20 protein-coding genes and 2 pseudogenes are annotated in these 23,814 nt (G+C 47.1%); 6 read left to right on the forward strand and 16 right to left on the reverse strand.

All coding sequences use genetic code 11. From position 1 onward, the window contains the following. Positions 1-55: 55 nt before the first annotated feature. Positions 56-1,840 (reverse strand): methyl-accepting chemotaxis protein, encoded by a 1,785-nt coding sequence (locus BN2684_RS23040; protein ID WP_058304407.1) that lies wholly within the window; start codon positions 1,838-1,840, stop codon positions 56-58. 220 nt (positions 1,841-2,060) lie between these two features. On the opposite strand from BN2684_RS23040, the gene BN2684_RS23045 reads away from it, so the two are divergent. From BN2684_RS23045 to BN2684_RS23055, 3 genes and pseudogenes are all read left to right on the forward strand, one after another. Further along, positions 2,061-3,398, forward strand: a complete 1,338-nt coding sequence (locus BN2684_RS23045; protein ID WP_058304408.1) for an MFS transporter — start codon at positions 2,061-2,063, stop codon at positions 3,396-3,398. Positions 3,399-3,488: 90 nt separating this feature from the next. Continuing rightward, positions 3,489-4,244: a PIG-L deacetylase family protein gene (locus BN2684_RS23050; protein WP_058304409.1), complete on the forward strand. Its 756-nt coding sequence runs from the start codon at positions 3,489-3,491 to the stop codon at positions 4,242-4,244. Positions 4,245-4,304: 60 nt separating this feature from the next. Beyond that, a pseudogene (locus BN2684_RS23055) lies at positions 4,305-4,767 on the forward strand (STAS/SEC14 domain-containing protein). A 205-nt stretch (positions 4,768-4,972) separates the two neighbouring features. Here BN2684_RS23055 and BN2684_RS23060 read toward each other — a convergent pair. From BN2684_RS23060 to BN2684_RS23075, 4 genes are all read right to left on the reverse strand, one after another. Beyond that, positions 4,973-6,724: an alpha-glycosidase gene (locus tag BN2684_RS23060; RefSeq protein WP_058304411.1), complete on the reverse strand. Its 1,752-nt coding sequence runs from the start codon at positions 6,722-6,724 to the stop codon at positions 4,973-4,975. 265 nt (positions 6,725-6,989) lie between these two features. After that, positions 6,990-7,736 carry a type I methionyl aminopeptidase gene (gene map, locus BN2684_RS23065; RefSeq protein ID WP_058304412.1) on the reverse strand — a complete coding sequence of 249 codons (747 nt, stop codon included), beginning with the start codon at positions 7,734-7,736 and terminating at the stop codon, positions 6,990-6,992. Beyond that, positions 7,714-8,259, reverse strand: coding sequence for a recombination protein NinG (locus BN2684_RS23070; protein ID WP_058304413.1), 546 nt, complete (start codon positions 8,257-8,259; stop codon positions 7,714-7,716). Before BN2684_RS23070 ends, map begins: the two co-directional genes overlap by 23 nt. An 82-nt stretch (positions 8,260-8,341) precedes the next feature. Beyond that, positions 8,342-8,917 carry a TetR family transcriptional regulator gene (locus BN2684_RS23075; RefSeq protein ID WP_058304414.1) on the reverse strand — a complete coding sequence of 192 codons (576 nt, stop codon included), beginning with the start codon at positions 8,915-8,917 and terminating at the stop codon, positions 8,342-8,344. Between the two features lie 151 nt (positions 8,918-9,068). Here BN2684_RS23075 and BN2684_RS23080 point away from each other — a divergent pair, with 151 nt between their 5' ends. Then, a complete protein-coding gene (locus BN2684_RS23080; RefSeq protein WP_058304415.1) occupies positions 9,069-9,749 on the forward strand; it encodes an SDR family NAD(P)-dependent oxidoreductase in 681 nt (226 codons plus the stop codon). Positions 9,750-9,815: 66 nt separating this feature from the next. Here BN2684_RS23080 and BN2684_RS23085 read toward each other — a convergent pair whose 3' ends face one another. Next, positions 9,816-10,229, reverse strand: coding sequence for a MerR family transcriptional regulator (locus tag BN2684_RS23085; RefSeq protein ID WP_058304416.1), 414 nt, complete (start codon positions 10,227-10,229; stop codon positions 9,816-9,818). 169 nt (positions 10,230-10,398) lie between these two features. On the opposite strand from BN2684_RS23085, the gene BN2684_RS23090 reads away from it, so the two are divergent. Both BN2684_RS23090 and BN2684_RS23095 read left to right on the forward strand, forming a co-directional pair. Further along, on the forward strand, positions 10,399-10,959 hold the full coding sequence (locus BN2684_RS23090) for a sugar O-acetyltransferase (protein ID WP_058304417.1): 561 nt from the start codon (positions 10,399-10,401) through the stop codon (positions 10,957-10,959). A gap of 97 nt (positions 10,960-11,056) precedes the next feature. Next, positions 11,057-11,890 carry an oxidoreductase gene (locus BN2684_RS23095; protein ID WP_058304418.1) on the forward strand — a complete coding sequence of 278 codons (834 nt, stop codon included), beginning with the start codon at positions 11,057-11,059 and terminating at the stop codon, positions 11,888-11,890. A 65-nt stretch (positions 11,891-11,955) separates the two neighbouring features. Here BN2684_RS23095 and BN2684_RS23100 read toward each other — a convergent pair whose 3' ends face one another. The 10 genes and pseudogenes from BN2684_RS23100 to BN2684_RS23140 all read right to left on the reverse strand — a co-directional run bounded on the left by BN2684_RS23100 (position 11,956) and on the right by BN2684_RS23140 (position 23,761). Beyond that, complete coding sequence (locus tag BN2684_RS23100) at positions 11,956-13,584, reverse strand: glycoside hydrolase family 13 protein (protein ID WP_058304419.1); 1,629 nt, start codon at positions 13,582-13,584, stop codon at positions 11,956-11,958. Between the two features lie 250 nt (positions 13,585-13,834). Continuing rightward, complete coding sequence (locus BN2684_RS23105) at positions 13,835-14,854, reverse strand: LacI family DNA-binding transcriptional regulator (RefSeq protein WP_058304420.1); 1,020 nt, start codon at positions 14,852-14,854, stop codon at positions 13,835-13,837. A 262-nt stretch (positions 14,855-15,116) separates the two neighbouring features. After that, positions 15,117-17,204, reverse strand: a complete 2,088-nt coding sequence (locus BN2684_RS23110; protein ID WP_058304421.1) for a thioredoxin domain-containing protein — start codon at positions 17,202-17,204, stop codon at positions 15,117-15,119. Between the two features lie 117 nt (positions 17,205-17,321). Then, positions 17,322-18,245 (reverse strand): SDR family oxidoreductase, encoded by a 924-nt coding sequence (locus tag BN2684_RS23115; protein ID WP_058304422.1) that lies wholly within the window; start codon positions 18,243-18,245, stop codon positions 17,322-17,324. Positions 18,246-18,326: 81 nt separating this feature from the next. Continuing rightward, on the reverse strand, positions 18,327-20,669 hold the full coding sequence (locus BN2684_RS23120) for a transglutaminase domain-containing protein (protein ID WP_058304423.1): 2,343 nt from the start codon (positions 20,667-20,669) through the stop codon (positions 18,327-18,329). Positions 20,670-20,838: 169 nt separating this feature from the next. Beyond that, the gene (locus tag BN2684_RS23125; RefSeq protein ID WP_058304424.1) at positions 20,839-21,450 is read right to left on the reverse strand and encodes a DUF6273 domain-containing protein; all 612 of its coding nucleotides are present in this window, start codon (positions 21,448-21,450) and stop codon (positions 20,839-20,841) included. Between the two features lie 231 nt (positions 21,451-21,681). Next, positions 21,682-21,840, reverse strand: a pseudogene (locus BN2684_RS24100) (DUF255 domain-containing protein); the annotation flags it as partial. A gap of 113 nt (positions 21,841-21,953) precedes the next feature. Next, the gene (locus tag BN2684_RS23130) at positions 21,954-22,511 is read right to left on the reverse strand and encodes a hypothetical protein (protein WP_058304425.1); all 558 of its coding nucleotides are present in this window, start codon (positions 22,509-22,511) and stop codon (positions 21,954-21,956) included. A 17-nt stretch (positions 22,512-22,528) separates the two neighbouring features. Further along, positions 22,529-22,843 (reverse strand): hypothetical protein, encoded by a 315-nt coding sequence (locus BN2684_RS23135; RefSeq protein WP_058304426.1) that lies wholly within the window; start codon positions 22,841-22,843, stop codon positions 22,529-22,531. 174 nt (positions 22,844-23,017) lie between these two features. Further along, positions 23,018-23,761: an RNA-dependent RNA polymerase family protein gene (locus tag BN2684_RS23140; protein ID WP_058304427.1), complete on the reverse strand. Its 744-nt coding sequence runs from the start codon at positions 23,759-23,761 to the stop codon at positions 23,018-23,020. Positions 23,762-23,814 lie beyond the last annotated feature (53 nt).

Consider the following 23,814-nt stretch of genomic DNA (forward strand, 5'->3'; position numbering starts at 1 on the left):
CGAGCTTACTCACGTACCTACGTTTGTTGCAGTCAGTTCGTAATAGCCCGCTCCCTCATACCTTGAACGTGTCCACATATCCTTTCAGTCGCTCCGTGCTTTCGCGGTTGGAATCTGCATTCACCTGCAGCCGATTCACTTGCTCGAGCATTTCACCCGTTTGACCGCTGATTTCCTCGATCGAGCTGGCACTTGTCACAATCTTCTTCGCAACGTCATCGGTGCGAGCCGCAACTTCGTTTGCAGCTGCGCTGATCTCCTCCGAAGTAGCAGACAGCTCCATGATCACATGATGGATGCTCTCCGCATCCAGCCGATATTGCTGGCAGTATTCGACCAGCTTCTCATACCCGGTTAAAATGTCTTCTTCGATGAACCCCATGATCCCTTGCGAGGAGTGAACCAGCGACTCCACCGCTTGCAGAGCTTCCTGAGTCAATTGTTGAATGCTCTGGGCCGTCGAATTCGAGCTATCGGACAGCTTGCGAATCTCCGCCGCCACGACCGCAAAGCCCTTGCCCGCTTCTCCAGCGCGGGCGCTCTCAATTGCCGCATTCAAGGACAACAGATTTATCTGATTGGATATTTGCGAGACGGCTTCACTGAGAAGAGTAATCTCCTCCGCCTTCCCCACATCCGCAATCGCCAGTCTCATCTTCTCCTTCGCTTCCTCGTAGACTTCACGGGTGCGGGTGATGGCTTGCAGGGATGTCTCCTGAAGCACTCTCGCGCGTTCGCTTGTTTCGTTGGACTTGGCTGCACTTGCCTCGGTTCGGACGGCAATGGAGCTGACCGCTTCATCGACTTGCTCGAGCGTCGCGGCAATCTGCTCGGTCGATCCAGCGATATCGTCCATCACCTCCGCGAGTTGAGCCGTTTTATCGTTGGTATCACGGGTGCTCGTCTGAACATGCTCCGCGATGTCGTTCACCTGCCGCGCATTGTCCGCAAGCTGTTCCGTGCTCGTCCTGGCTTCCTGGACAAACTGCCGAATCTGCTCCGTCATCTGGTTCAACGCCCGAGCCACCATGCCGATTTCATCACGGGTCTTGACCGCAATCGGTTGAATGTCGAATCGACCTTGATCATCCTGATGAATGGATTGCACAATCTCCAGGAGCGGCCGGGAAATTCGGGCGCTGAGCCACAAGCCGACGATCGCAATGACGAGCAAGACAGCGCCGATGAAAGAAACGGTTACGATCAGGCTTTTTTGAAATTCGTTCTCCAGCTGGTGATTTTTCGCCGTGATCAGGGCTTCGATGTCATCCACATAATTTCCCGTGCTGACTACCCAATCGTAGGGAGCGAAATAGCGAGAATAAGCGCGCTTGGGTTGAACTTGGGTCCCACCGTCATCACCGGGCTTATCCCAGAGGTAATTCGTATATCCGCCCTTCTCATTAGCCTTCGCCGCTTCGATGAGGTTCTTGATCAATTCCGTTCCTTCTGAATCTTTGATCGCGATCCGGTTCTTGCCTTCATCTTGCGGATTCATCGGGTGGGCCACCAGCACCCCATCGGACTGATCGATCCAGAAGTAACCCGCTTCTCCGTAGCGCAAGCTCTTGATCGCATCCACGGCGGCCTGCTTGGCCTCTTTCTCGGTCAGCCCCTTCTCCTTCTCCTGCTTTTGATAAGAAGCGATCAGGCTGTATGCGCTGTCCACTTCACTCTTGATCAATTTATCATACTGCTCGTAGAGCTCATCCCGGTAGCTTGCCAGCTCCCGATGATGATTCCTTTCCAGCACAACCACATTGTACCCGCCAAACAATCCGGTTAGCAGCAAGCTGCTGATCAGGAAAGCGAGCAAAATCTTGTAACGAATCTTTCGCATGAATCTCTACCCCATTCCCGTTTCTAAACTCTCTATCTGTTGCTCTGCGCAATGAGTTCATTATAAGAAACAGAGTAGGTCTTTGGAAGGATAATTTCGCCAAAAAGTCGTTTTGAAGCAGTTCCCTGGTCATTTCGTCCCAAGATTTCATTGACAGCCTTACCAAACCACCAAATAATAGAAGCTAACTATCAAAGTGTGAGTTGGAAGAGGGGATGTCATGGAGACCAAGGTACCCGCACGCGAGAAGCTGTTCTACATGGGAGGGCTACTCGGGCAAAACATTCTGTACAGCTTCATGTCTGCGTACATCCTTTTTTTCTACACCGATCTGCTCGGCATTAAGGCTGCGACGGCCAGCCTCATTCTGGTCGCAGCCAGTATCGTGGACGCCTGTCTCGATCCGGTCATGGGCATGATCGCCGATAAAACACGGACACGCTGGGGCAAGTTCCGGCCTTATCTGCTCTTTGCTCCTTTCCTGATCGCCGCCGTTACCGTCGTTTGCTTTACGGATTTTCAAGGCTCTGCTACGGCAACCCTGCTCCTAGCAGCGGCTTCGTACCTCCTGTGGGGAATGCTTTATACCGTTTGCGATACTCCGCTGTGGGCGTTATCATCCGTCGTCACAAAAGAGCCGAAGGAACGCAACTTGATCGTAACCCTCGGCAAAATCGGAGGCACTCTCGGCGCGGTGATCGTGACGATCGGCGGCATCCAGCTCTTACTCGCTTTCGGCGGTGAGCGAAACCCTTCCGCCTACCAGTACTCTGCAATCATCATCGCCGTCATTGCCGCGCTCGCCATTTTCCTGACCGGGCTTACCTCCCGTGAGCGAGTAGCCCCCTCCATCGAAAAGATCCCCTTTCGCCGTAATCTGCAAACGATCTATACGAACAAGCCGCTCCTCACCCTGCTCGGATCGCTCCTCATCATCAACATGATCATCGGCATACGGCAGGCCATCCAACTCTATTACGTCATCTATGTATGGGGCGATGCCGCCTATGTCACCCAGCTCGGCTTGAGCCTCGTCGTCGGGATGCTGCTTGGCATGATCGTAACCCCTAAGCTGCTGAATGTCTTTTCCAAAAAGCTGCTGTTCATCACCTCCTGCCTCCTGGGAAGCCTTTCGTGCCTGATCCCTTACCTCGCAGGCGACAGCCAGATTCTGCCTACGCTCATCTGGTTCGCGGTCAGCTTCTTCTTCTCGGGGATGACGACCATCGTGAGCACCTCCATGCTGCTCGACACCATCGATTATTCCGAGTGGAAGCTCGGCTTCCGCGGAGAAGGGATCGTCTTCTCCACCAATACCTTCATCACCAAATTTAGCGGCGCGCTCTCTCGCATGATCATCGGAGCAGGCCTCGGCATCCTGAATTACGTGGAAAATCAGTCGGTCACGCCACAGCTTCAACACGGTCTCAGCCTGATCATGTTTATCCTTCCCGCCATCTGCTTTGCCGCTGCCGTTCTGCCGATCCTCTTCTACAGCATAACAGATAAGAAGCGCGTGCAAATTCTTCACGAATTGGATCAGAGCCGGAGCTCTTAACGGGTTTGAGAACCGGTCTGAAACGGATGATCCCGATGGTCCAGACGAAATCCATATAGTAACGAAACTACACATAAGGAGTGAATTTCGATGGACTCTTCCGCCCTGCAAGCTCTCATGTCCCCACCTGATCTCACCGCCTGTCGTAAAATTCTCTGCGTCCAGCCGCATCCGGACGACAACGAGGTCGGCATGGGGGCGATCATCGCTTCTTTCGCGGCGCGCGGCTGCGAAATCCATTATGTGACGGTAACGAACGGCGATCTGGGAGCGCTTGACCCGGCCCTATCCCACGAGGAGATCGCCGCAATACGCGCACGTGAGCTGGAGGACGCCGGACGCCATCTCGGCGTATCGGTGTTCCACAGCCTCGGGCATGGCGACGGCACGCTCGACAGCATCCCGACACTCGCCGCCGAGCTGGCCGAGGTCATCCGGACCGTTCAGCCGGATGCCGTCTTTTGCCCCGATCCGTGGTTGACTTATGAAGCGCATCACGATCACGTCATCACCGGTAAAGCGACCGCGCAGGCGTTCCTCTCCTCGGGCCTTCCGCTCTATCCGCGCGGAACCTCGACTAAGCCTTGGCAGCCTTCAGCCATCGGCTTCTATTTTACTGCCCAACCGAACACGGTTATCGAGGCCGCATCCTTCTTCGAGCGGAAATTCGAAGCGATGGCAATGCATGCTAGCCAGTTCAACGCTGAGATATTGGCGATGTATCGCTTCTATTTCGGGCAAAAAGGCAAGCAGCTCGCCGCCGATCGGGGCTTCGAATGGGGAGAAGGCCTGAAGGTGCTATCTCCGCTTCATCTCCACTGCTTCGTGGATGCTTCCTTGATTTAAAGGTCAGAGCATCAGCTCCCTGGTTGCTAAACTCTTCCAAAATCAAGGCTCCTTTCGTAAATCGCTTTATTGCGTGAGAACTTTATCTTTATTGATTTTATTAAGTTTTTTACGCATAATTGCAACTGAGGGAGTTGATTCCAAGTTGAGCAAGCCGAATATTAGCACAACCGTTTCAGGAGATTTAATTGTTACCCATCTAATTGGCAAGATTACAACAGATGATGTTAACGAATGGTTTGTTGGCTTCGAGCAGGTTTGTCAGCAATTCATTTCCGAGGGTCGGAAATACAAATTGTTAGTCGATCGAAAAGGGTACACTCCTGATCATTTTTCCGTTCAAAAAGCATGGAAAGATAAGTTCTTCAATGAAATCATTTTGAATCATAGTAAGGCAATCGCATTTCTCCTTGAAGAAGGAGAGATAATGAATTATTTACAACAATCCAATACAAAAGAATCCGTAAAATTTTTTGATAATGATGAACAAGCATTTATTTGGTTAAATGGATATCCAATATGAAAACCTATATTGAACCATTTGCTCATCGCAGATTCTAACAGCTGGAACAAAATCACAGACTTATCATTAGCATCACTATTTTCGAAAAGAACCAAAAACAAAGAAGGCTGACCCCGAATAGAGGGTTCAGCCTTCTTGCTTTTACAGCACTAAGCTATTAGATCATTCTTAGCACCGTCAGATTCTCCGGAGTTTGATGATGCCCTCAAGAAACCACATGGACGAGCGAGTATTGCATAGGCTGCAAGGTGAGCTCTGCATCCGGGCTTAAGTGGAGCACTTCATTTGTAAGAAGATCAACCGCATGCTTGCCCGCTACATTCGCCGGCCAAGGAATCGTCACCGGACGATTCCCGTTATTCAAGGCGACCAGAACTGTCTCCTTTTCATAGCTCCGGCTAAATACGAGATAGTTAGCGTCGCCATCCGCTTCAAGGATGGACAGCTGGGAGGATGCGTACAACGGCTTCACATTTTTTCTGAGATAGATCAGCTTTTGCATGAAAGCAAACAAGTTCCGATCCTGCTTCTCCTTATCCCATTCCATACATTTCCGGTAGTATGAAAAGTCTCCACCGTCCCCATCTAATCCAATCTCATCCCCATAGTAGATGGTAGGGGCACCGGTGTACGTCAACAGCAGCAGGAAAGCCAGTCGCAGCTTATCCTTATCATCTCCGCAAACACTTAAGATCCGGGGAGTATCGTGGCTGCCCAACAGATTAAAGGCGACCTCATTCGCATTGGCGGAATGATTGTGCAGCTGCTTCACCACTTCATTCGCATACTGCTCGGCATTGATGCGATTTTTGGCGATGAAGTCGACCACCATCTCTGTAAACGGATAGTTCATGACCGCATCGAATTGATCCCCTTGAAGCCAAGCGTTGGCGTCATGGGCTACTTCTCCAATAATATACGTGTCAGGGTTAGCCTCCCGCACCGCTTGACGGAACGAGCGCCAGAAGGCATGATCCACCTCATTGGCCACGTCCAGACGCCAGCCGTCCGTGCCAAACTCCTCTACCCAATATTTCGCCACATCCAGCAAATATTGCTTCATTTCCGGATTTTCCGTGTTCAGCTTCGGCATTTCCTTCACATAAGCAAAGGTTTCGTAAACCGGATCTCCCTCTTCAGGAAGCTCCTGAATGTGGAAGTGGTTCACATAAGGAGACTGGCCCTTATGCGTGAGAACGTGCTGGAACTTTTCAAACAAGAACCCGCTGTGATTGAAGACCGCATCCAGGATGATATGGATTCCCCGCTCGTGACAGGCATCGACCAGTTGGCGGAACGTCTCTTTATCTCCAAACTGAGGGTCGATCTCGAAATAATCGATCGTATCGTATTTGTGATCCGACGGGGATTTGAAGATTGGTGTTAAATAGATGCCGTTTACCCCAAGCTCTACCAAATGATCGAGATGATCGATAATGCCTTGAAGATCGCCGCCAAACACCGCACCCGGCAGTGACTCCGTTCCCCATTCACTGAGCTTGCCGGTCTTTCCTTCGGGATTGCCGTTCGCAAAGCGATCCGGATAAATCTGGTACCAGATGGTCCGCTTCACCCAGTCCGGCGCTTTGAAGACATCGGTTTCATTCAAATAAGGGAAGCGGAAAATCCGGTTCCGGGCTTTCTCTGCGGTAAAGCCTCTCTCCCCATAGATCAGCGTCTCTTGTCCGTCCGATACTTCAAACAGATAGGAAAACCGTTTGACCGGAATGGAAATGGCAGCAAACCAATAATCGAACAAGTCATCCGTACCGGAGAGTGACATCGCCATCTTCTCCATCACCTGTTCCCCGTCAGCCCAATAATAGGGATCTCCGTACAGCAAGTTCACGTTTGTCAGATCGCCCTTTTTACTCTTGAGGGAAATGTGCAGGGTGTTGTTGTCGTAGGCATAGGCATAATTGCTTTTGGGCGTGTGAAAAATGGCTTCCTTGAACATAGACAAATCCTCCTCCAAACGATTTCATGATTGATGACTGCGCTTACAGACCGCTCTGAATAAGCTCTCGGAAAAACAAAAAAACACAATCCCGAAGAAGTGCTCGGGGTTGTGTTTTCCATCCGCGTTGGATAAAAACAGGCATTGCCCTTTAATTTTTGACCATTACTATCTAGAGTATAGATTCGTTCGTTCGCAATGTCCAGTTTTTTCTTATCCTGCAATGGCTTAGTATCGAGGCTCGCCCAAATGGATAAGCCCCACCTTATAAAATCGTGAGAATTTGCGGGCCGTTGTCCGTAATGGCAACCGTATGCTCGAATTGAACGCAGATCGAACGATCCACTGTGCGGGCCGTCCAACCGTCACTTTCGATGACGGCGCGCCACCCGCCGAGCGTGAACATCGGCTCAATCGCGATCACCATGCCCTTTTTCAGCCGGGTCCCCTTTTCCTTCATGCCATAATTTGGAACACTCGGTTCTTCCCAGATATCCTTTCCGATTCCATGCCCCGAAAATTCCTTCACGTTCCCGTATCCGAACTTCTTGGCGTTCATGTCGATCGCATAACCGATATCCCCGATTCGTTTGCCCTCCCGTGCTTGATCGATCCCAAGAAGCAAGCTTTGATGACAGACCTTCATGAGCTGCTTTCGCTCACGGGATATCTCTCCAACCGCATAAGTCCAACCGGAATCACCATGATAGCCCTTGTAGCATGCTCCCAAGTCGATGGTCACCACATCGCCTTCCATCAGGCGATTGGAATCCGGGAAGCCGTGGCAGATCACTTCATTGCGCGCTACGCAGATCGAAGCTGGAAATCCTTGATGCCCTTTAAAGCTGGGAATCGCCCCCCGTGAACGGATCTTCTCCTCCACCAGTTGGTCCAGCGTTAACGTATCTACTCCTGGCTTAATGACGTCTGCAAGCATCTCATGGCATTCGGCAACGATCCGACCCGCTTCCCGCATCAGCTTGATCTCTTCATCGGACTTCAAGATGATCATGATCATCCTCCCGTTTCTTCTTGGCAAGCAAGTAATGATAACGATTGCGACATTTGGTGCTGCAAAACCAGGTTACCTGTGCTCGTTCGTACGGAATAAACCAACTGCCGCACTGCCTGCAGGTTTGCAGGTCCAACGGCTTCCTCTCCATCGTCTCCAGCAAGCTGATGATGGCTTCCATATACATTCTCTTAAGATGGTCGGGTCCGTCGGTAAAATCTGTGTACAGCAAAATGGACTGCCGTTCTCCTGTGACATGCCGCTCATTCGGAGCATGCTCGGCCCCATCCCCCGTCGACGGCACAATCCTAAGCTTAAGATGGATGGCTTGATATTGCTCGAATAGAAAGTTAATTCGCTGGATCATCGCTTCCGTAAAGCTCCGCTTCTCAAGCACCATATGGGCAAGGTCAAGCAAAAGCTGCTGCAGCTCCTGCTCCAGACTGCCCGCATCTACTCGATGCTCCTCTATACGATTGATCACGGTCAGAAAGTAATTTTCCCGCGACAAAGTGGGACTCATGGTTAGCTGCTCCTTATTAGTCTATGTTGGATTAAATGGATTGATACACTCAATGCATTTATACCACACTTCTGTGTTTCAATCAATCGCTGATCGAAGATTGGAATCCGCCTACTAGTAGCAATGCAACTCTTTTTGCAATTTCCTCTTTACTCTCCATGGTATTCCCGGTGACCCATTGAATAGCCCCTTCGTGGATGGCTTGCGCAAAGATAGAGCCATATAAATGCTTCATGTTATTTGTGAAAGCTCTGCAATCCAAGCCTTTCATCAAATAGGCCTTCAATTCATGTACCATCTTGTCTTTCAATTGGGGCACGATTAATCCTACATAACTGCTGCGACATTGCATGTCGGGTTGTTGATAGAAATCACAGACCGCTAGAACAAGCTGCTCCATGCTCTCCAAATCAAATTTAGCTTCTCCATTCGTTTGTTTTGCGATGGCCGCTAATGCGGAATCTCCCATGATGTAATCCAGCATTTCAAATTTATCTTGAAAATGGGCATAGAATGTCGCCCGGTTTACGTTTGCTCCTGCAGCTATATCTGAAATGGTGATTTTATCAAAATCCTTTTTGGATACCAGGTCAAAAAAGGAATTGATGAGCGATCCCTTCGTTTGAGTCATCCGGATATTCATCATTTTATTAGCCATGCTTCCTCCTGCTCAACAATTGTTTAATTTTGTTGCTATAGCAACATTCGCAATACGGTTGTTGGTTGTTACGGCGAATTGTCCGATGTATAGTTCTTATTAAAGCAACACGTGTTACTTTACTATATCACAGATAAGGAGCCGATCTATTGTGAATACGAAAACGATTGTAATCGTTGGGGCTGGACCTGGTTTGGGCTTGTCTCTAGCCAAAAAATTCGGTGAAAAGGGATTTCAAATCGCCGTTATTTCGCGTAATCCTGTGAAATTATCGATTCTCATGAAGGAACTTAAAGAACTAGCGATTACAGCGCGATCTTTTGTAGCTGACGTTACGGATTTGGCTGCTTTAAAACAAGCTCTTCAAGCTGTGAAAACCGAATTTGGTTCCATCGATGTCTTGGAGTTTAGCCCCTATGCGGGCTGGCATACGTTCACAAATGTGCTGGAAACAACACCCGCAAGTGTATTAGAGCAAATAAACAGCTATCTACTCCCCGCTGTTCTTTCCGTCAATGAGGTGCTGCCCGATATGATGAACACCGATTCAGGAGCTATTCTATTTACAACAGGATTATCTGCTATGTACCCATTACCTTTTGTTGGGAATGGCGGAATCGTAATGTCGGGTATTCGAAATTATGCAACAAACTTGCACAATGAGTTGAAAGATAAGGGTATATATGTCGGACTTCTTTCAATCGGGACCGCTATCCAAGCCGGAACAGCTGGTGACCCCGATCTCATTGCTGAGCTTTGGTATAGCTTATATGAGAAGCAAGACCGCTTTGAAGAACTTTTCCCACAAGGCTTTGATCCGACTAACCTCTGAAATAATAAGCATTTTGAAAAAAAGACAGCCATGTGGAAATGGCTGTCCTTTTGCATTTTTACAGGATCATTCATCATCGGCCAATACACATTTATTTTGTGAGTGCACCGCCTCTGTTCCATAATCAATAGCCGTTTTGAAATACCAAATCTTATACTCAATTTTCTCCATATACTTTTCGAGTTCCGCTATTTTCTCCATAACAGCTTTTTTATGGATTTCAAAGACTTCAAGACGCTGCTGTAACGTACCGTCTCCTTCCATGCTCCAATCCACAAACTCTCTGATTTTTTTCACGGGCATGCCGCTCTTTTTCAAGCAGGTTATGACGGCAAGCCATTCAAAGTCGCTCTCTTTAAAATCTCGATTCCCTGCCTTATTCCGATCAACGAAGGGCAATAAGCCTTCCTTGTCATAAAAACGCAAGGTGTGTGCCGTTATTCCTGTCTTATCCGCAACCTGACTAATTGTGTATCCCAATGTATAAGCCACCTTCTTTACGAAATAATATTGATTGTATAGGTTAGAGTATACTCTAAGTCAAAAAAGAGTATCCAAAACCTTGATCATCTCAAGAAAAGATGTTTGCCTTAGAGTTTTCTCTAAGGCTTATCGTTAATGGATAGCAGATTTTTAAGGAGGATCTTTTATGAAAACAGAAATGGAAAAATACCTTGCTGGCGAAGCTTTTTGCTTTCTCGACCCAGAGATTGCTGCGATGAAAGAGAATGCAAGGCGCCTTTGTAAAAAATTCAATGAGATTGATACGTCCGATTTGGAAGAGCAAAATAAAGTGATTCAGGAGTTATTCGGATCCTACCGAAACAAGGTGTACATGCAGCCACCCTTCAACTGTGATGTAGGCAAAAACATTCATGTAGGAGAAGATTTTCTAACCAATTATAACGTTACCATTCTTGATGTTGACCAAGTTAGGATCGGTGACTTTTGCATGATCGGGCCTAATAGCATAATTTCCACAGTCAATCATCCTATGACAGCTAAAGGGAGAAGAGAAAAGTTATCCATCATCAAACCTGTGACGATTGGCAACGATGTTTGGATCGGCGCGAACTGTGTCATTCTTCCGGGAGTGACCATTGGCAATAATGTCATTATTGCGGCTGGAGCTGTCGTTACGAAAGATGTTCCCGATCATTGCGTTGTGGGAGGAGTGCCTGCTAAGTTCATCAAAGAGTTAGAATCGTAGGTCATGTCGATAAGCATTTAAATGCTTGACTTCGAGCAGTCTCTAAGGATTAGAGTTTGTTTGCATCAAAAAACTTTATTCTTAAGGAGAGAAACAAATGAGGAATAACAGGGTTTGGTTGATCACGGGATGTTCCACTGGATTCGGCAGAGAACTCGCAAAAGCAACGATTCAAGCAGGCTATCCTGTTGTTGTTACCGCGAGGAATCTCCCATCCATTGCTGATCTTGTCCGTGGGAATCCGGACAATGTGCTGGCCATGGAGCTAGATGTTACAAAGCCCGATCAAATTGAAAAAACAGTGAATGCGACAATAGAGAAATTTGGTCGGATTGACGTGCTGGTCAATAACGCTGGGATCGGGTATTTTAGTTCCGTTGAGGAAGCTGTTGAAGAAGAAACACGGAAAATGTTTGAAATCAACGTATGGGGTCTCATGCATATGACCAATGCTGTTTTGCCGCATATGAGAAACCAACGGTCGGGACACGTTATCAACATCTCGTCCATTGGTGGATTAGCTTCATTCCCTGGGGTGGGCTATTACAATGGTACCAAATATGCGGTTGAAGGTATTTCTGAGGGCCTTGCCCAAGAGATTGCTCCTTTCAATATCCGCGTAACGTTGATTGAACCGAGCGGCTTCCGTACGGATTGGTCCGGACGCTCGGCAGCGAAAACCAAATCAGCTATCAAGGAGTATGCGGATCTCATCTCTCCATTTGTAAATGAAGAAAACCACGGAAAAGAACCCGGTGATCCTAAAAAAGCTGCAGAGGCAATCGTTAGCATTGTGCAGTCTGAAGAGCCGCCGCTTCGTTTGCTGCTTGGATCGGATGCTTATCATATCGCAGTGAACAAATATACGGAGTTACTGAAAACCATTGAAAAATGGAAAGAGGTATCGGTGAACGCCGATTTCCAAGATTGAACGAAAAAACATAAAAAGAAACCTGAAAATCGATTGATTTTCAGGTTTCTTTTTACGGTTCATGATTATCCCAGCTTTACTGCGAATGCCTCATAAGGCCTCAAGGTCAATGAATGGAAATCAACCGTTTCCCGTTCGTAGTTGCTGATAATGACTTCATGATTCTGGCCTCTATCCGGCAAATGCAGCACGGTTTCTTCCTCTCCGAAGTTTGCTACAACCGCCCATGTCTGATTCTCGTACTGGCGCAAGTACATAAAGACATGATCCGGTACATCCGTAACGAGCTCGAAGTCGCCCCAGATCACGATCGGGTGATCCTTTCGCAGCTGAATCAGCTTCCGATAGCAATGGAAGATCGAATTCGGATTGGCCAGATTGGCTTGCACATTGATGCTCTTATAGTTGGGATTGACATGGAGCCAAGGGGTTCCAGTTGTGAAGCCGCCATTCTCGGAATCATCCCACTGGATCGGTGTTCGGGCATTGTCCCTTCCCTTGGCGTTAATGGAAACCAGAATCTCTTCTTTGGAGTATCCGTTGGCCAAGCGCTCGTTGTACATATTTATACTTTCGATATCATTCAATTCGCTTACATCTTGAACCGGATAATTGGTCATCCCGATCTCTTCACCTTGATAGATGTAGGGAGTCCCCTTCATCAGATGCAGCAGGATCGCGAACATTTTCGCGCTTTCCACCTGATAGCTCTTGTCATTGCCCCAACGCGAAACAATTCGGGGCAGGTCATGGTTGTTCCAGAACAAGCTGTTCCAGCCTTCATTGCCTAACGCAGTCTGCCATTTGCTCAGAACTCGCTTCAATTCTTGGATATCCAATGGCTTGAGATCCCATTTATCTTTTCCGTCTTGTTGATCCAGCCCCACATGTTCGAATTGAAAGACCATCGACAATTCATTTCGCTTCGGATCGGAATAAAGTTTGGCGATGTCCGGGGTTGCCCCCCACGTTTCCCCTACGGTCAGCACATCATGATTGCCGAAGGTTTCGCGATTCATCTCCTGCAAATACTCATGCAGCTTCGGGCCGTTCCCCGTTATTTCTTCATCGGGAATTTTACCGACAAGATCAATGACATCCATGCGGAATCCACCGATCCCCTTGTCCAACCAAAAGTTCATCATCTTCCAAACCTCTTGCCGGACCTTTTCATTCTCCCAGTTCAGGTCAGGCTGTCTCTTGCTGAAGAGGTGTAGAAAATATTGACCCGTCTGCTCGTCAAACTCCCACGCCGAGCCGCTGAACGTCGAACGAAGAGAATTCGGTACGTCACCTTCAACCGGATCGCGCCAGATGTAATAGTCTCGATACGGGTTGTCCTTGCTTTTCCGAGCTTCGATAAACCACCGGTGTTCATCCGATGTATGATTCACGACAAGGTCCATGATGATTTTAATATTGCGGAGATTGGCCTCATGAATGAGCTCTTCCATATCTTCCATCGTTCCGAATTCCGTCATGATCGCCTGATAATCGCTGATGTCGTAGCCATTATCATCATTCGGAGATTGATACACGGGACTGAGCCAAATTGCCGTAATCCCAAGAGTCTCCAAATAGTCTAAGCGGCGGATGATGCCTTTCAAATCCCCAATTCCATCACCGTTGCTATCCTGAAAGCTTCGCGGATAAATCTGATAAATGACTGCGGAATGCCACCATTTTGATTTCAATTTCCTCACTCCTAAGCTTAATGATTTCAGTAAACGTTTACGTCCTGATGCATGGTGAAGCATAAGTCATGAACAATCCGGGGGATTTCGCATGTATACTCTTTCACAGCTTTTACAGTAAACGTTTACGTAAGAGCTCAAAAAAATATCTTTTTCGATATACGTAAACGTTTACCTGGAGTGTACAATGATTTTATTTTGTTGTCAATGAATTCGTGCTCGTTTCATTCGTCACTTCGAATTCACGAATTCACGATGGTCGATGCAAGGGAGATACGCTCTCTCTTTCGATCAATTTGTGAGCCACCATACTGCTCGCGACATCTTCCCCGTCATCAATAAGCGCAATCAGCTTCTCGCACGCCATTCGTCCCATTTGAGCAAGAGGCTGATGGATTGTCGTTAAAGAAGGATAAACCGCTCTGGAAAGCTCAAGGTCATCGAAGCCGATTACAGAGAGCTCCTCGGGAATGGTGATCCCCTTCTTCATTGCGGCTCCCATGGCTCCAATCGCCATTTCGTCGCTTGCAGCAAACACAGCCGTAAACGATACCCCCCCCTCAAGCAGACGCTCCATCGCTTGTGATCCGCTTTCCATATTAAAAGTGCCGTAAGCAATTCTTGATTCTACGCAAGCAATCCCGTGGTCCTCTAATGCTTGACGATACCCCTCAAGTCTAGGAGAACCTGCAATCCTGTCCCCTACCGTTCCGCTGATCATCGCAATCTCGCGATGCCCGTTCTGAATCAAGTAAGAGGTTGCTTGGTAAGCCGCCAGACGATCGTCTATTTTCACGTACGGGATTATCTGTTTCTGGGAAAAGGTGTTCACGAGCACAACCGGTACGCGCATCTCAGAGATCGCTTGATCGTATTCATCCTTAACCTCTGCGCTGGCAAAAATGATCCCATCCACCTGCTTCTCTCGAAGGACTTGCAAATACTTCATCGTTCGCTTGCCGTCATCTTGCGTATTGCAGACAATTACGCTGAATCCCTTGCTATGGGCATATTCCTCAATCCCATGCAAGAGAGTGGATGAAAAGTAACCGGATACCGCTGGGAATAAGACTCCTATGGTTTGAGTTCGTTTATTGACAAGCCCCCGAGCAATCGCATTCGGCTGATAACCGAGCTCCTCAATCGCATCCAGAATCTTATCCTTGGTTGCACTCGAATAACCCGATAAGTTGTGCAGAACTCTCGAGACGGTGGCTACGGATACGTTGGCTCTTTTGGCTACATCTTTAATCGTTGGCGGGTTTTTCATTATGACCTCTTTGCTAGAGCCGGATTGCATCTACGCTCTAAGTGAAAGTTATTTTGCTGGTTAAAGTAAACGTTTAATCCGAGTATAGAAAATTGGCCGACTGAATGTCAATTTAATCATTCAAGTGCTCGCCCATGAAAGGAAGGATCGTAACCCGGTGGCGGTTTGGCTAATTTCATCGTATCGAAAAGAGCAGAAATCGCGCGTGCCTTCCAGCAAGCGTGTTTTCTGCTCTCTGCCGATGAATATAGGAGGGCGCCGGTCACCCAAGCCGCTCCAGGAACGTCTCATAATCGGTTGCGGGAGCAAGGCACGCGAACCGCTCACAGACGTAAGCTGTCGCCTTACCGTTCAGCATGCCCTTGTCCTGTACGAGCGGACACAGCTTGCGGAGAGCGTCCCCTTCCTCGCCGTTTGGAAGGAACAGGATCAGATCACCCGGCGCATATCGTCTTCTGCTCTCTGCAAGCATGGCGCGGACCGTCGGATCATCCACAGCGCCAGCAATGATAATTTCCTTGCCAGGTGCCATCGCCACTTGAGCGGACGCCAGGAACAGGGAATGGCCCGGCGGATACGTCTCCACCTCCTTCGCAAAGACGGTCACGAGCCGCTCGGCGGTTTCGCTCCACTCGCTATTATCCAGATAGCGCGAAAGCTTGCTCAGGACCAGCAGGGCTGCGGAGTTGCCGGCCGGCATCGCTCCGTCATAGATCTCCTTCGGCCGCAGGAACAGGCTTTCACCATCGCTGCCCGTGAAGTAGAACCCGCCGTTCTGCGCGTCCCAGAACAACCGGAGCATCTCCTCCACAAGCTTGGCCGCCTGCTCCAGATGCTCTGCCTTCCCGGTGGCTTCGAACAGCTCCACCAGCCCCCAGGCTAGAAAGGCATAGTCATCCAGATATGCCGGGTAAGCGGCTTCCCCGTCCCGGTAGCGGGCCAGCAGCCTTCCATCCTCCCGAATCAGATGCTTTCGGATAAATCGAGCCGCCCGCTCCGCCGCTTCCGTATAGCCGGGTTCATGAAGCGCCTTGGCGCCTTTGGCAAGCGCCATGATCATCAGGCCGTTCCAGGCGGTCAAGATTTTGTCGTCCTTGTGGGGATGAATCCGCTTATCTCGGTGCAGAAATAGCTTCTGCCGAGAAGCCTCTACGCGAGTGTGCAGTTCTGTTTCAGTCAAACCATGCCGTTCTGCGAACTCTGCCAAGTTCATACCGATCAAGTTCGGAATGCTACTGCCTTCGAAGTTCCCCTCCTGCGTGATTGCGAAGAGATCACAATAGAGCGAACCGTCCTCCTCGCCCAGCACTTCCTGAACTTCCTCCGGCGTCCATATGTAGAACTTGCCTTCGACTCCCTCCGAATCGGCATCCTCCGCCGAATAGAAGGACCCTTCCGTATCGGTCATGTCCCGCAGCACATAAGTGAAGATTTCTTTGGCCGTCTCCGCATAGCTTTCATTACCCGTAAGTTGGTAAGCCTCGATATAGGTCATGGCCAACAAGGCATTGTCATACAGCATCTTCTCAAAATGCGGCACCAGCCACCTCTCATCGGTGGAATACCGCGCGAATCCGAAGCCCACGTGATCGTAGATGCCGCCCCTTCTCATCGCATCCAGCGTTTTCTCGACCATCTCAAGCGCAGCAGCGCTGCCGACTTCATGAGAATACCTCAGCAGGAGCGAAAGATTGTGTGAAGCCGGAAATTTCGGCGCTCCGCCGAATCCACCGTGAATGGGATCATAGGAGCGGTCATACATCGTGAAGGCCCGATCCAACACCGTCCGCATCCATTCAGCCGTGACGCCATCCCCCTCTGGAGCCGTCCTTGCTTCAAAGCCGCTCAGCTGCTGAACGGCTTTCTCCGCTGTCCCTCGAATGCTGTCCGGGTCTTCTCGCCATTTCTCCGCCAGCCCTTCGAGAATCTCCATCAAGCCGTACCGCCCGTATTTCCTCCGTTTTGGAAAATACGTCCCGGCATAAAACGGTTTCTTGTCCGGCGTCATAAGAACGGTTAGCGGCCAGCCTCCCTGGCCCGTCATCGCTTGGCAGACTGCCATGTAGACTTGATCCACATCGGGACGCTCTTCGCGGTCCACCTTGATCGCGATATATTCGCGGTTAAGCAGCTCCGCGACTTCCTCGTCCTCGAAGCTCTCCCGCTCCATGACATGGCACCAATGACAAGTGGAATAGCCAATGGAGAGGAACACCGGCTTGTCCTCTCTAATCGCCGCCGCGAATGCTTCTTCCGACCAAGGAAACCAGTTCACGGGATTATGGGCATGTTGTAGCAAGTACGGCGACTTTTCCTTGGCTAATCGATTGGGTACTTGTTGAGTTGTCATGGGGCATCACCTCTTTACGGTGGGATTTGGGTAAAACATGGGATTTGGGCAAAACCATCCTTAGCTTTAGTTTACCCAAAATGGCGCGGGAAAGCGCAAGGAGATGGAAGTCCGTCATCAGCGGAATTTTTGGATTACGTTACCATCTTCGCAGTTCCAGCCATGCTTGGCGATAAGTCCCCAGCAATCGGGTCGCGATCCATCGATATCCGTGACATGATAGAACTCGGCAAGCTGGCGGGCTGTTAGTATGCTTCCTGCATATCGTGAATTCTCCGGGTCGGCTGCCAGTTTGGCAATGCCTCGAGCAACATAGGTTGGCGACTCGGATATCGCAAACCCAGGTGTGGTTTGACAAACTTCCCGCCATGTTTGCTCGGTTACACCGAAATTTTGAAGCATGGCTTCGGATCTAAGCCATCCTGGAGTAACTCCAAGAGCCGTCACGGGAGCATTAGCTAATTCGTACGTAAGCCCTTTCACAATACGCGCGACGTTTGATTTTGCTAAGTCATAATAGAATCCTACGTTTTGCCGGAACTCCGTATTTGCCTCCGCTGTTCCATCGGTCATTTCAATGACGATCCCTTTTTCTCCCCGAAGCATTAATGGCAATGCATAATGCAGAGTGATTAGATGGGTATCGATACCCATGCGCATCATTTTGAGCCCACCGTTCAAGTCATGCTCCCACAGCCGTTTATCCCACTGAGCATACCGATCGCCGCCAAAAATATCATTAACTACGATATCGAGACGATGGTGCCGATCGTCAATCTGTTGGATAAGGGAACGAACTTCTTCGGGGTTTAGATGATCCGTTCGGATAGCAAGTCCCTCTCCCCCGACACTTCGGATTAACTCTTCAGTCTCTTCAATGGTTTCCGGACGATTAATATCGGAAGGACCCTCTTTGCGGCTGCTTCGCCCTGTGGCATAAACAAAAGCCCCGGCACGGGCGAGTTCAACTGCAATCGCTCGACCCGCACCTCGAGTCGCTCCAGCAACTAGCGCGATATGATTATCCAATATTTTGCCCATCCTTGATTTCATCTCCTTATTGTCATTTTACAGGAAAAGCCCACTCCAGGGAGCGGGCCTTTATACTGATTTCAATAAACCTTATTTGTCTTTTGCGGTGACCGTATACAGGTTGGTTTTGGCATCATACGTTAACTTGACCGTGACATCGCGATCCTTCATATAGGGGATGATCGGCTTGATGGACTTGTCGGTCACGCGGAAGGTCAGCTTGTATCCATCCGTCCAAACAAAATTTTGCATCAGATAAGCTCTTATTTCATCCTGCGATTTCAATTTCAACGGATCGAGATTCTTGAACAGCTCGGGCTCAGGGACGCCCATGATCGGATCATGATCGCTCATGAAGCTATACCGATCCTTCAGGAAATACGTATACTTGATTTTGCTGCTGTCATCATCGTCCCAAGTCGTATCCACGAACAACCACTGCCCATTGACAAATACCGAATTCCACGCATGCTCCATCTCAACGCTAGCCTCATAGACGCATGGAATGGAGGCTCGTCGGCACAGGTACATGAACAGGAGAGCATAGTCGCCGCAGACGCCTTTTCCCTTGTCGATGGAGACCAGAATGCTTTCCACCGTCTGTTCATCGCGCAGCTTGATGTCATAGGAAACATGGGTTACCACATAATCGTGAATCGCCTTCACCTTTTGCTGGTCCGTCATGTTCGGCTTGAAGATCTTGGCTAGAATGGCGTCCAGCTTCGGATTCAGCTTCTTGTTGATAGCATCGGGCTGGATTGTCATATCCAGCTTATCGCTCGCTTTGACGACTTTCGGCTCGATGGTGTATTCCATTCCCGGACCGTAGGAGCCTTCTTTCAGATCAAAGAAGGTCACGCCCGATTTCATCGTAAATTTCACACCGTTCTCCGGTGTATACAGCTCGATCACCGCGCCGCCTGTATCCACCTTGGTGTACTTCCCGTTCGGGTTGATTTTGTTCAGGACTGTATCATCCAAATAATCCTCGACATAGGAGGTAACATCTTCCTTCGTATCAAACAGCAGGTGGATGGTGTTCTTTCCAAGGATGACCTGCGAGACTAATCTTTCACCAATGGGAATATTATAGCCTCGCAAGCCATCAAACGGAAAGTATTCGTTGTCCCTGATCGCTTCTTGTTTGGTATAGCTGCCCTGTGGATCAAAGTTATCGTTACGGGTGCCCATGCCGCCGGTTATCGTGATGGACACTACCTTCTGATCGGCAACCGGGATTTTGTTCGCATCGGTAATTCTCAACCAATTGTTAAAGCCGGTGTCATAGATCGTACCGTCAACCAGATGCCTGGCCGCTTCCAGCCGAGTCATCGGCTTGGTCAGGTTTTTCGTATTATCCAGCATACCGTAGATGTAGGCTTGTTTAATATAATCGGGGCTATCTGCAGAAACGGCAGGATCATCAATGACAAATTTCTCGTTGAATTCCCGATTATTAAAATACAGCTTCGCCAATTCATCCAAGGTGATGGCTTTCGAAAACCCGGATGTAAATGACTCAGATAACTCTTCATTAAGGATTCGCTTGGTTATGTAATCTTTGAAATCGAAGGAAGGCACATCGGCAGGGTACTCGAAATTTTCCAGCTCCATTTCCTTCTCCCTGTCCTGAACCGCCCATTCTGCCCATGTGCCCATGCTGTCGATCAGATCTTCTACCGATTCCGTTCCGTCATACTTGGTTTCTTCCGGATTAAAGATATTATCATGGATGATCGCCAACACCCGAGAAGCGACAATCTTCGAATAGCCCTGCTCTACGAACAGCTTCTCCACTTCACCGGGCAGCCGCTTCAGGATATCTGCTCCAACCTTGTTCCCCTTCTGGATCGATTGATTCAAATACCGGTCGATCTTACTTTTGACCAGCAAATCAGACTTGCTGACCTGGTCCTTTTCCTTGCCCATGCGGGCAAGGTTGCCCACCAAGCCTTTGAAATCATAGAGCCCTTCTTCTCTGATGTCCAGATAGAAGCTGACCTTCTTGCCCGCTATATCCCAGCCGTAGCTGCTGAGTTTGCCTAGAAGCATTTGCTGGGCCAGATGGTCCGCAATGATCTTGTATTCCTGTGCAGAAAGTCCGCCTAATTCCTCTTCCTTGATCTCGATGTTGGCCCGGAGCTCATTCAGTTTCCGCTCTGCAGCTTCTTTCTTCTGCTGATCGGATATTTTCTTCACCGTTCGAGTGACCTTGTCCTTCTTATCATCTTCGTCGCCGATGAGTTCATAGTATTCCAAGGGAACGACCTCATCTTTGGGATATTGCAGAAATTGCTTCTCCAATTGTTGAAAAATGCTGTTCAGTGCCGCATTGTTTGAAAAATAAGGCGCAGCCGCTGAAGCGGTACTTCTTGGCAGTACGGCCATCACGGTCAATAGTACAGCCATCAGGAATGCCGATCGTTTCTTCACGTCGCTATTGCCACCTCTTGATCCCTTAATAGTATGTATGACCCTAGCTTATTACAAAATCTCGGGTGATTCTATGATAAACTACCTAAAATCAACCAAGAGAATGGCTAAAATTCGACAATATTATCCTTTTTGAATTTGAGGCTTCGGGATGTACTGATTGTGCAAATTACAGCTTCAACCACAAAGCGGGACGGACACCACCTGTACATTTGCCATCGCTGAGGTTGCCTTTCAATATATTGTTGCCTTGGATCCCTATATTACCGTCCGTCCCGAAGATGTATACGGCTTTTACATTAACGCGGCCGGGCGACCGAAGCCACCACCACCAACCCCATTCTTTACCCAGAAGCTTTGCTAGTCGATTCCTGTTGTTTTCATCTTTTCTTTCAAACCAATATCTTTGATTTTTTCCTGGGTTGTACAGTTTTGAAAGGCTATCACCGAAATAGGTGCACACTTCCTCAAGGCTTAATAGAAAGATATTGTCCTGAGTATCTGTTCCGCCCTTTGAACCATACCACTGGTTATCAGGATTTTTATTTAACACCGGAATGATTCTTGACTTATCCGTTGCGCAGAATTTGTCATAGAATTCACCGTTCAAATATTTTCTTAACGCGCAGTCAGCCCATGTTATATCTTTATAAGCATCATGGTAAGGGCGTTGTTCAATAATATTTTCGGTTATAATCAATGCCGTCTTGTTTTGAATGTCAAGTACACGCCAAATATAACCGCCGAATGATAATAAGGAGTCGATTGTAATCTCTTCCATTTAAGCCCTTCTTTCTTTGTAATAGGTAATCTGCCTTAAACACTCCTTCTACCGAGACTCAAATTGTCCTATAGACTCTGCACTTATTATACAATGAAATGGAAAAATATGACGAGCAATGTCCTTTTCCATCAAAATAAAAAGCCTCCGCCAAATCCAACGGCGAAAGCAACATAAAATGGACCCACGCGAACATCCCATCAATGAAATGTACGTGTGGGTCAATAATTAGCTATACCTAATAAATATGAAGACAGGTTTGTTGTGGTGTTTGGCGACTTCAAAAGCCTCTTCTGACCAAGGGAACCAATTCACCGGATTATGTGCGTGTTGCAGCAAATATGGTGACTTTTCCTTAGCTAATCTATTGGGTATCTTTTGAGTTGCCATGGGGCATCACCTCTTCGGTGGGATTTTGGTGAAGTATTACTTAGGGTTAGTTTACCCAAAAAGGTGGGAGAAAGCGCAGGTAAAGCAAACAAAGTACCTCCATATGGTATGGGTTACCTGTCATGATTGCTCCCAAGCTTTAACTTAAATATTTTTGTAGAACTCAATCGCCCTTTCTTATAGTACTCAACATAAACTTCACTTCTTTTAATGTTGACTTCATAATAAATACCTAATTTATATCTACACACATGCTCAGGAAGATTTGTTCCGTCAAATGACCAAACATCATCGAACGTTTCTTTAGTTAGAGCTATCAAACGATTCTTATCCTTTATCTTTTCAGAATTTCTATTTGTGGATTTTTTCATTTCTATTGCAATTATATTATCTTGTTCAGGAATCTCGCCACGGCTATGCACTATGATATCACAATTAATAGGTATTACTTCGATGTTTTGATCAATAATGGTCTTTACTTTCCCATTGTTTCTGTTATATTCCACATCCACATGATATTTCGAATAATTAGTTTCTTTAATCTCTTCCTGAAGATATTTCATTAAAGAACCGCATAATGTTCGTTCTGAGACACCACTAAGAATCAAATCCACTTCATTATTTAAGAATTTTTTATTTGCATTTTCAAATATAATAGTTGTATTTTTCATAATTCTCCTTAAAACAGTTAAAAATCCAATTCTTTGAGTATGTAAGTACGCCACTCATTCTCTTCTTTTACTGTCTTAATATATCCTAAATCTCTAAGAGTTTTTTTGAATTTCTCCACCATTTCATAGCCCATATGATCCGGAGTTCCTTCATATACAAAATTTAGCATTTCCCGAGTATTTGCTTTGCTCCAACCCATATTTCCTGCATTGGAATTTTGTAAAATATAATTGTAAGTATTCACCATATATCTTCTATAATTACCTGACGTAGGATTCTCTTTTTGATTGCGAAGATAACTTAGTTCTCTAATTTTCTGCTCTTCGTTCATAATAAAAAACTCCTTAGATGATAATTATTCCAACCCTGATCCGTGTCATATAAATCGACCTAAAGAACCCTTTCGAATTAACTCTAGCATTATGTTTCCATTTTATTTCAAACAACCATCTATTCTCTCTCTTAATAATATTTCCAATTAATCAAGAGTAGTAGTTTCACTATTCTAATTACTTCTGTTAAGAACGTATTCTAAATCAACACATGTATCATTATAAAAGAGCAACGCATCTTCCACTTTTTCCAAAAATCTCTTTTTAATATTTATTTCTATCATAAAAAAATCTTCAACTAAACTAAACATCGCTTTAAAAGTTCCTATACATACTGAAATAAATAATGCTACAGTAAAAGTTACAAAAACACTGGTTGATTCATTGAATTTTGTACTATCAAAAGCTTTAAAAAAGAATACAGCATATTGTGACCAAACTGGTATAAATAACGCTAAAAAAGCACCGGGAGCTAAAAAGGTTGGGGGTTTACTTCGTACGATTTCTTTTTCTAATATTTTAATTAATAAATTCAACTTTTCCTCAGAATATAATCCCTTACTTTTCAAATATTCAGATAGAAATTTTCTCTGCATATCTTCAAACTGCTCTGTTCTCCACCCCCCTTTTTTAACTTGAATAGAATAATGATTATTCAAAATTCTTTTAGCCTTTGTGTTAAAAAAACTTATTACTAGTATTGACAGAATCAATATTCCTCCGAAAAAAATAGCTGACCCTTTAACATAACTTGGAGCAGCGAAACTTAATGGTAAGATTATTATCAGAATGTAGCCGGAAATTATAAGTAATACGAACAGGAATGAGACCATAGCATTTAAAAATGGCATATACTTGAACACTAATGAATAGGTTGATAAGTTACTCTTATAGTATTTCAATAACTCGTCTATCATTTTCTTCTCCCTATTATCTGCTAAAAACTCCGAGAAACTTCTGGGAGTCATTA

The sequence above is a fragment of the Gorillibacterium timonense genome (genome assembly GCF_001457415.1).
Lineage (GTDB): Bacteria > Bacillota > Bacilli > Paenibacillales > NBRC-103111 > Gorillibacterium > Gorillibacterium timonense.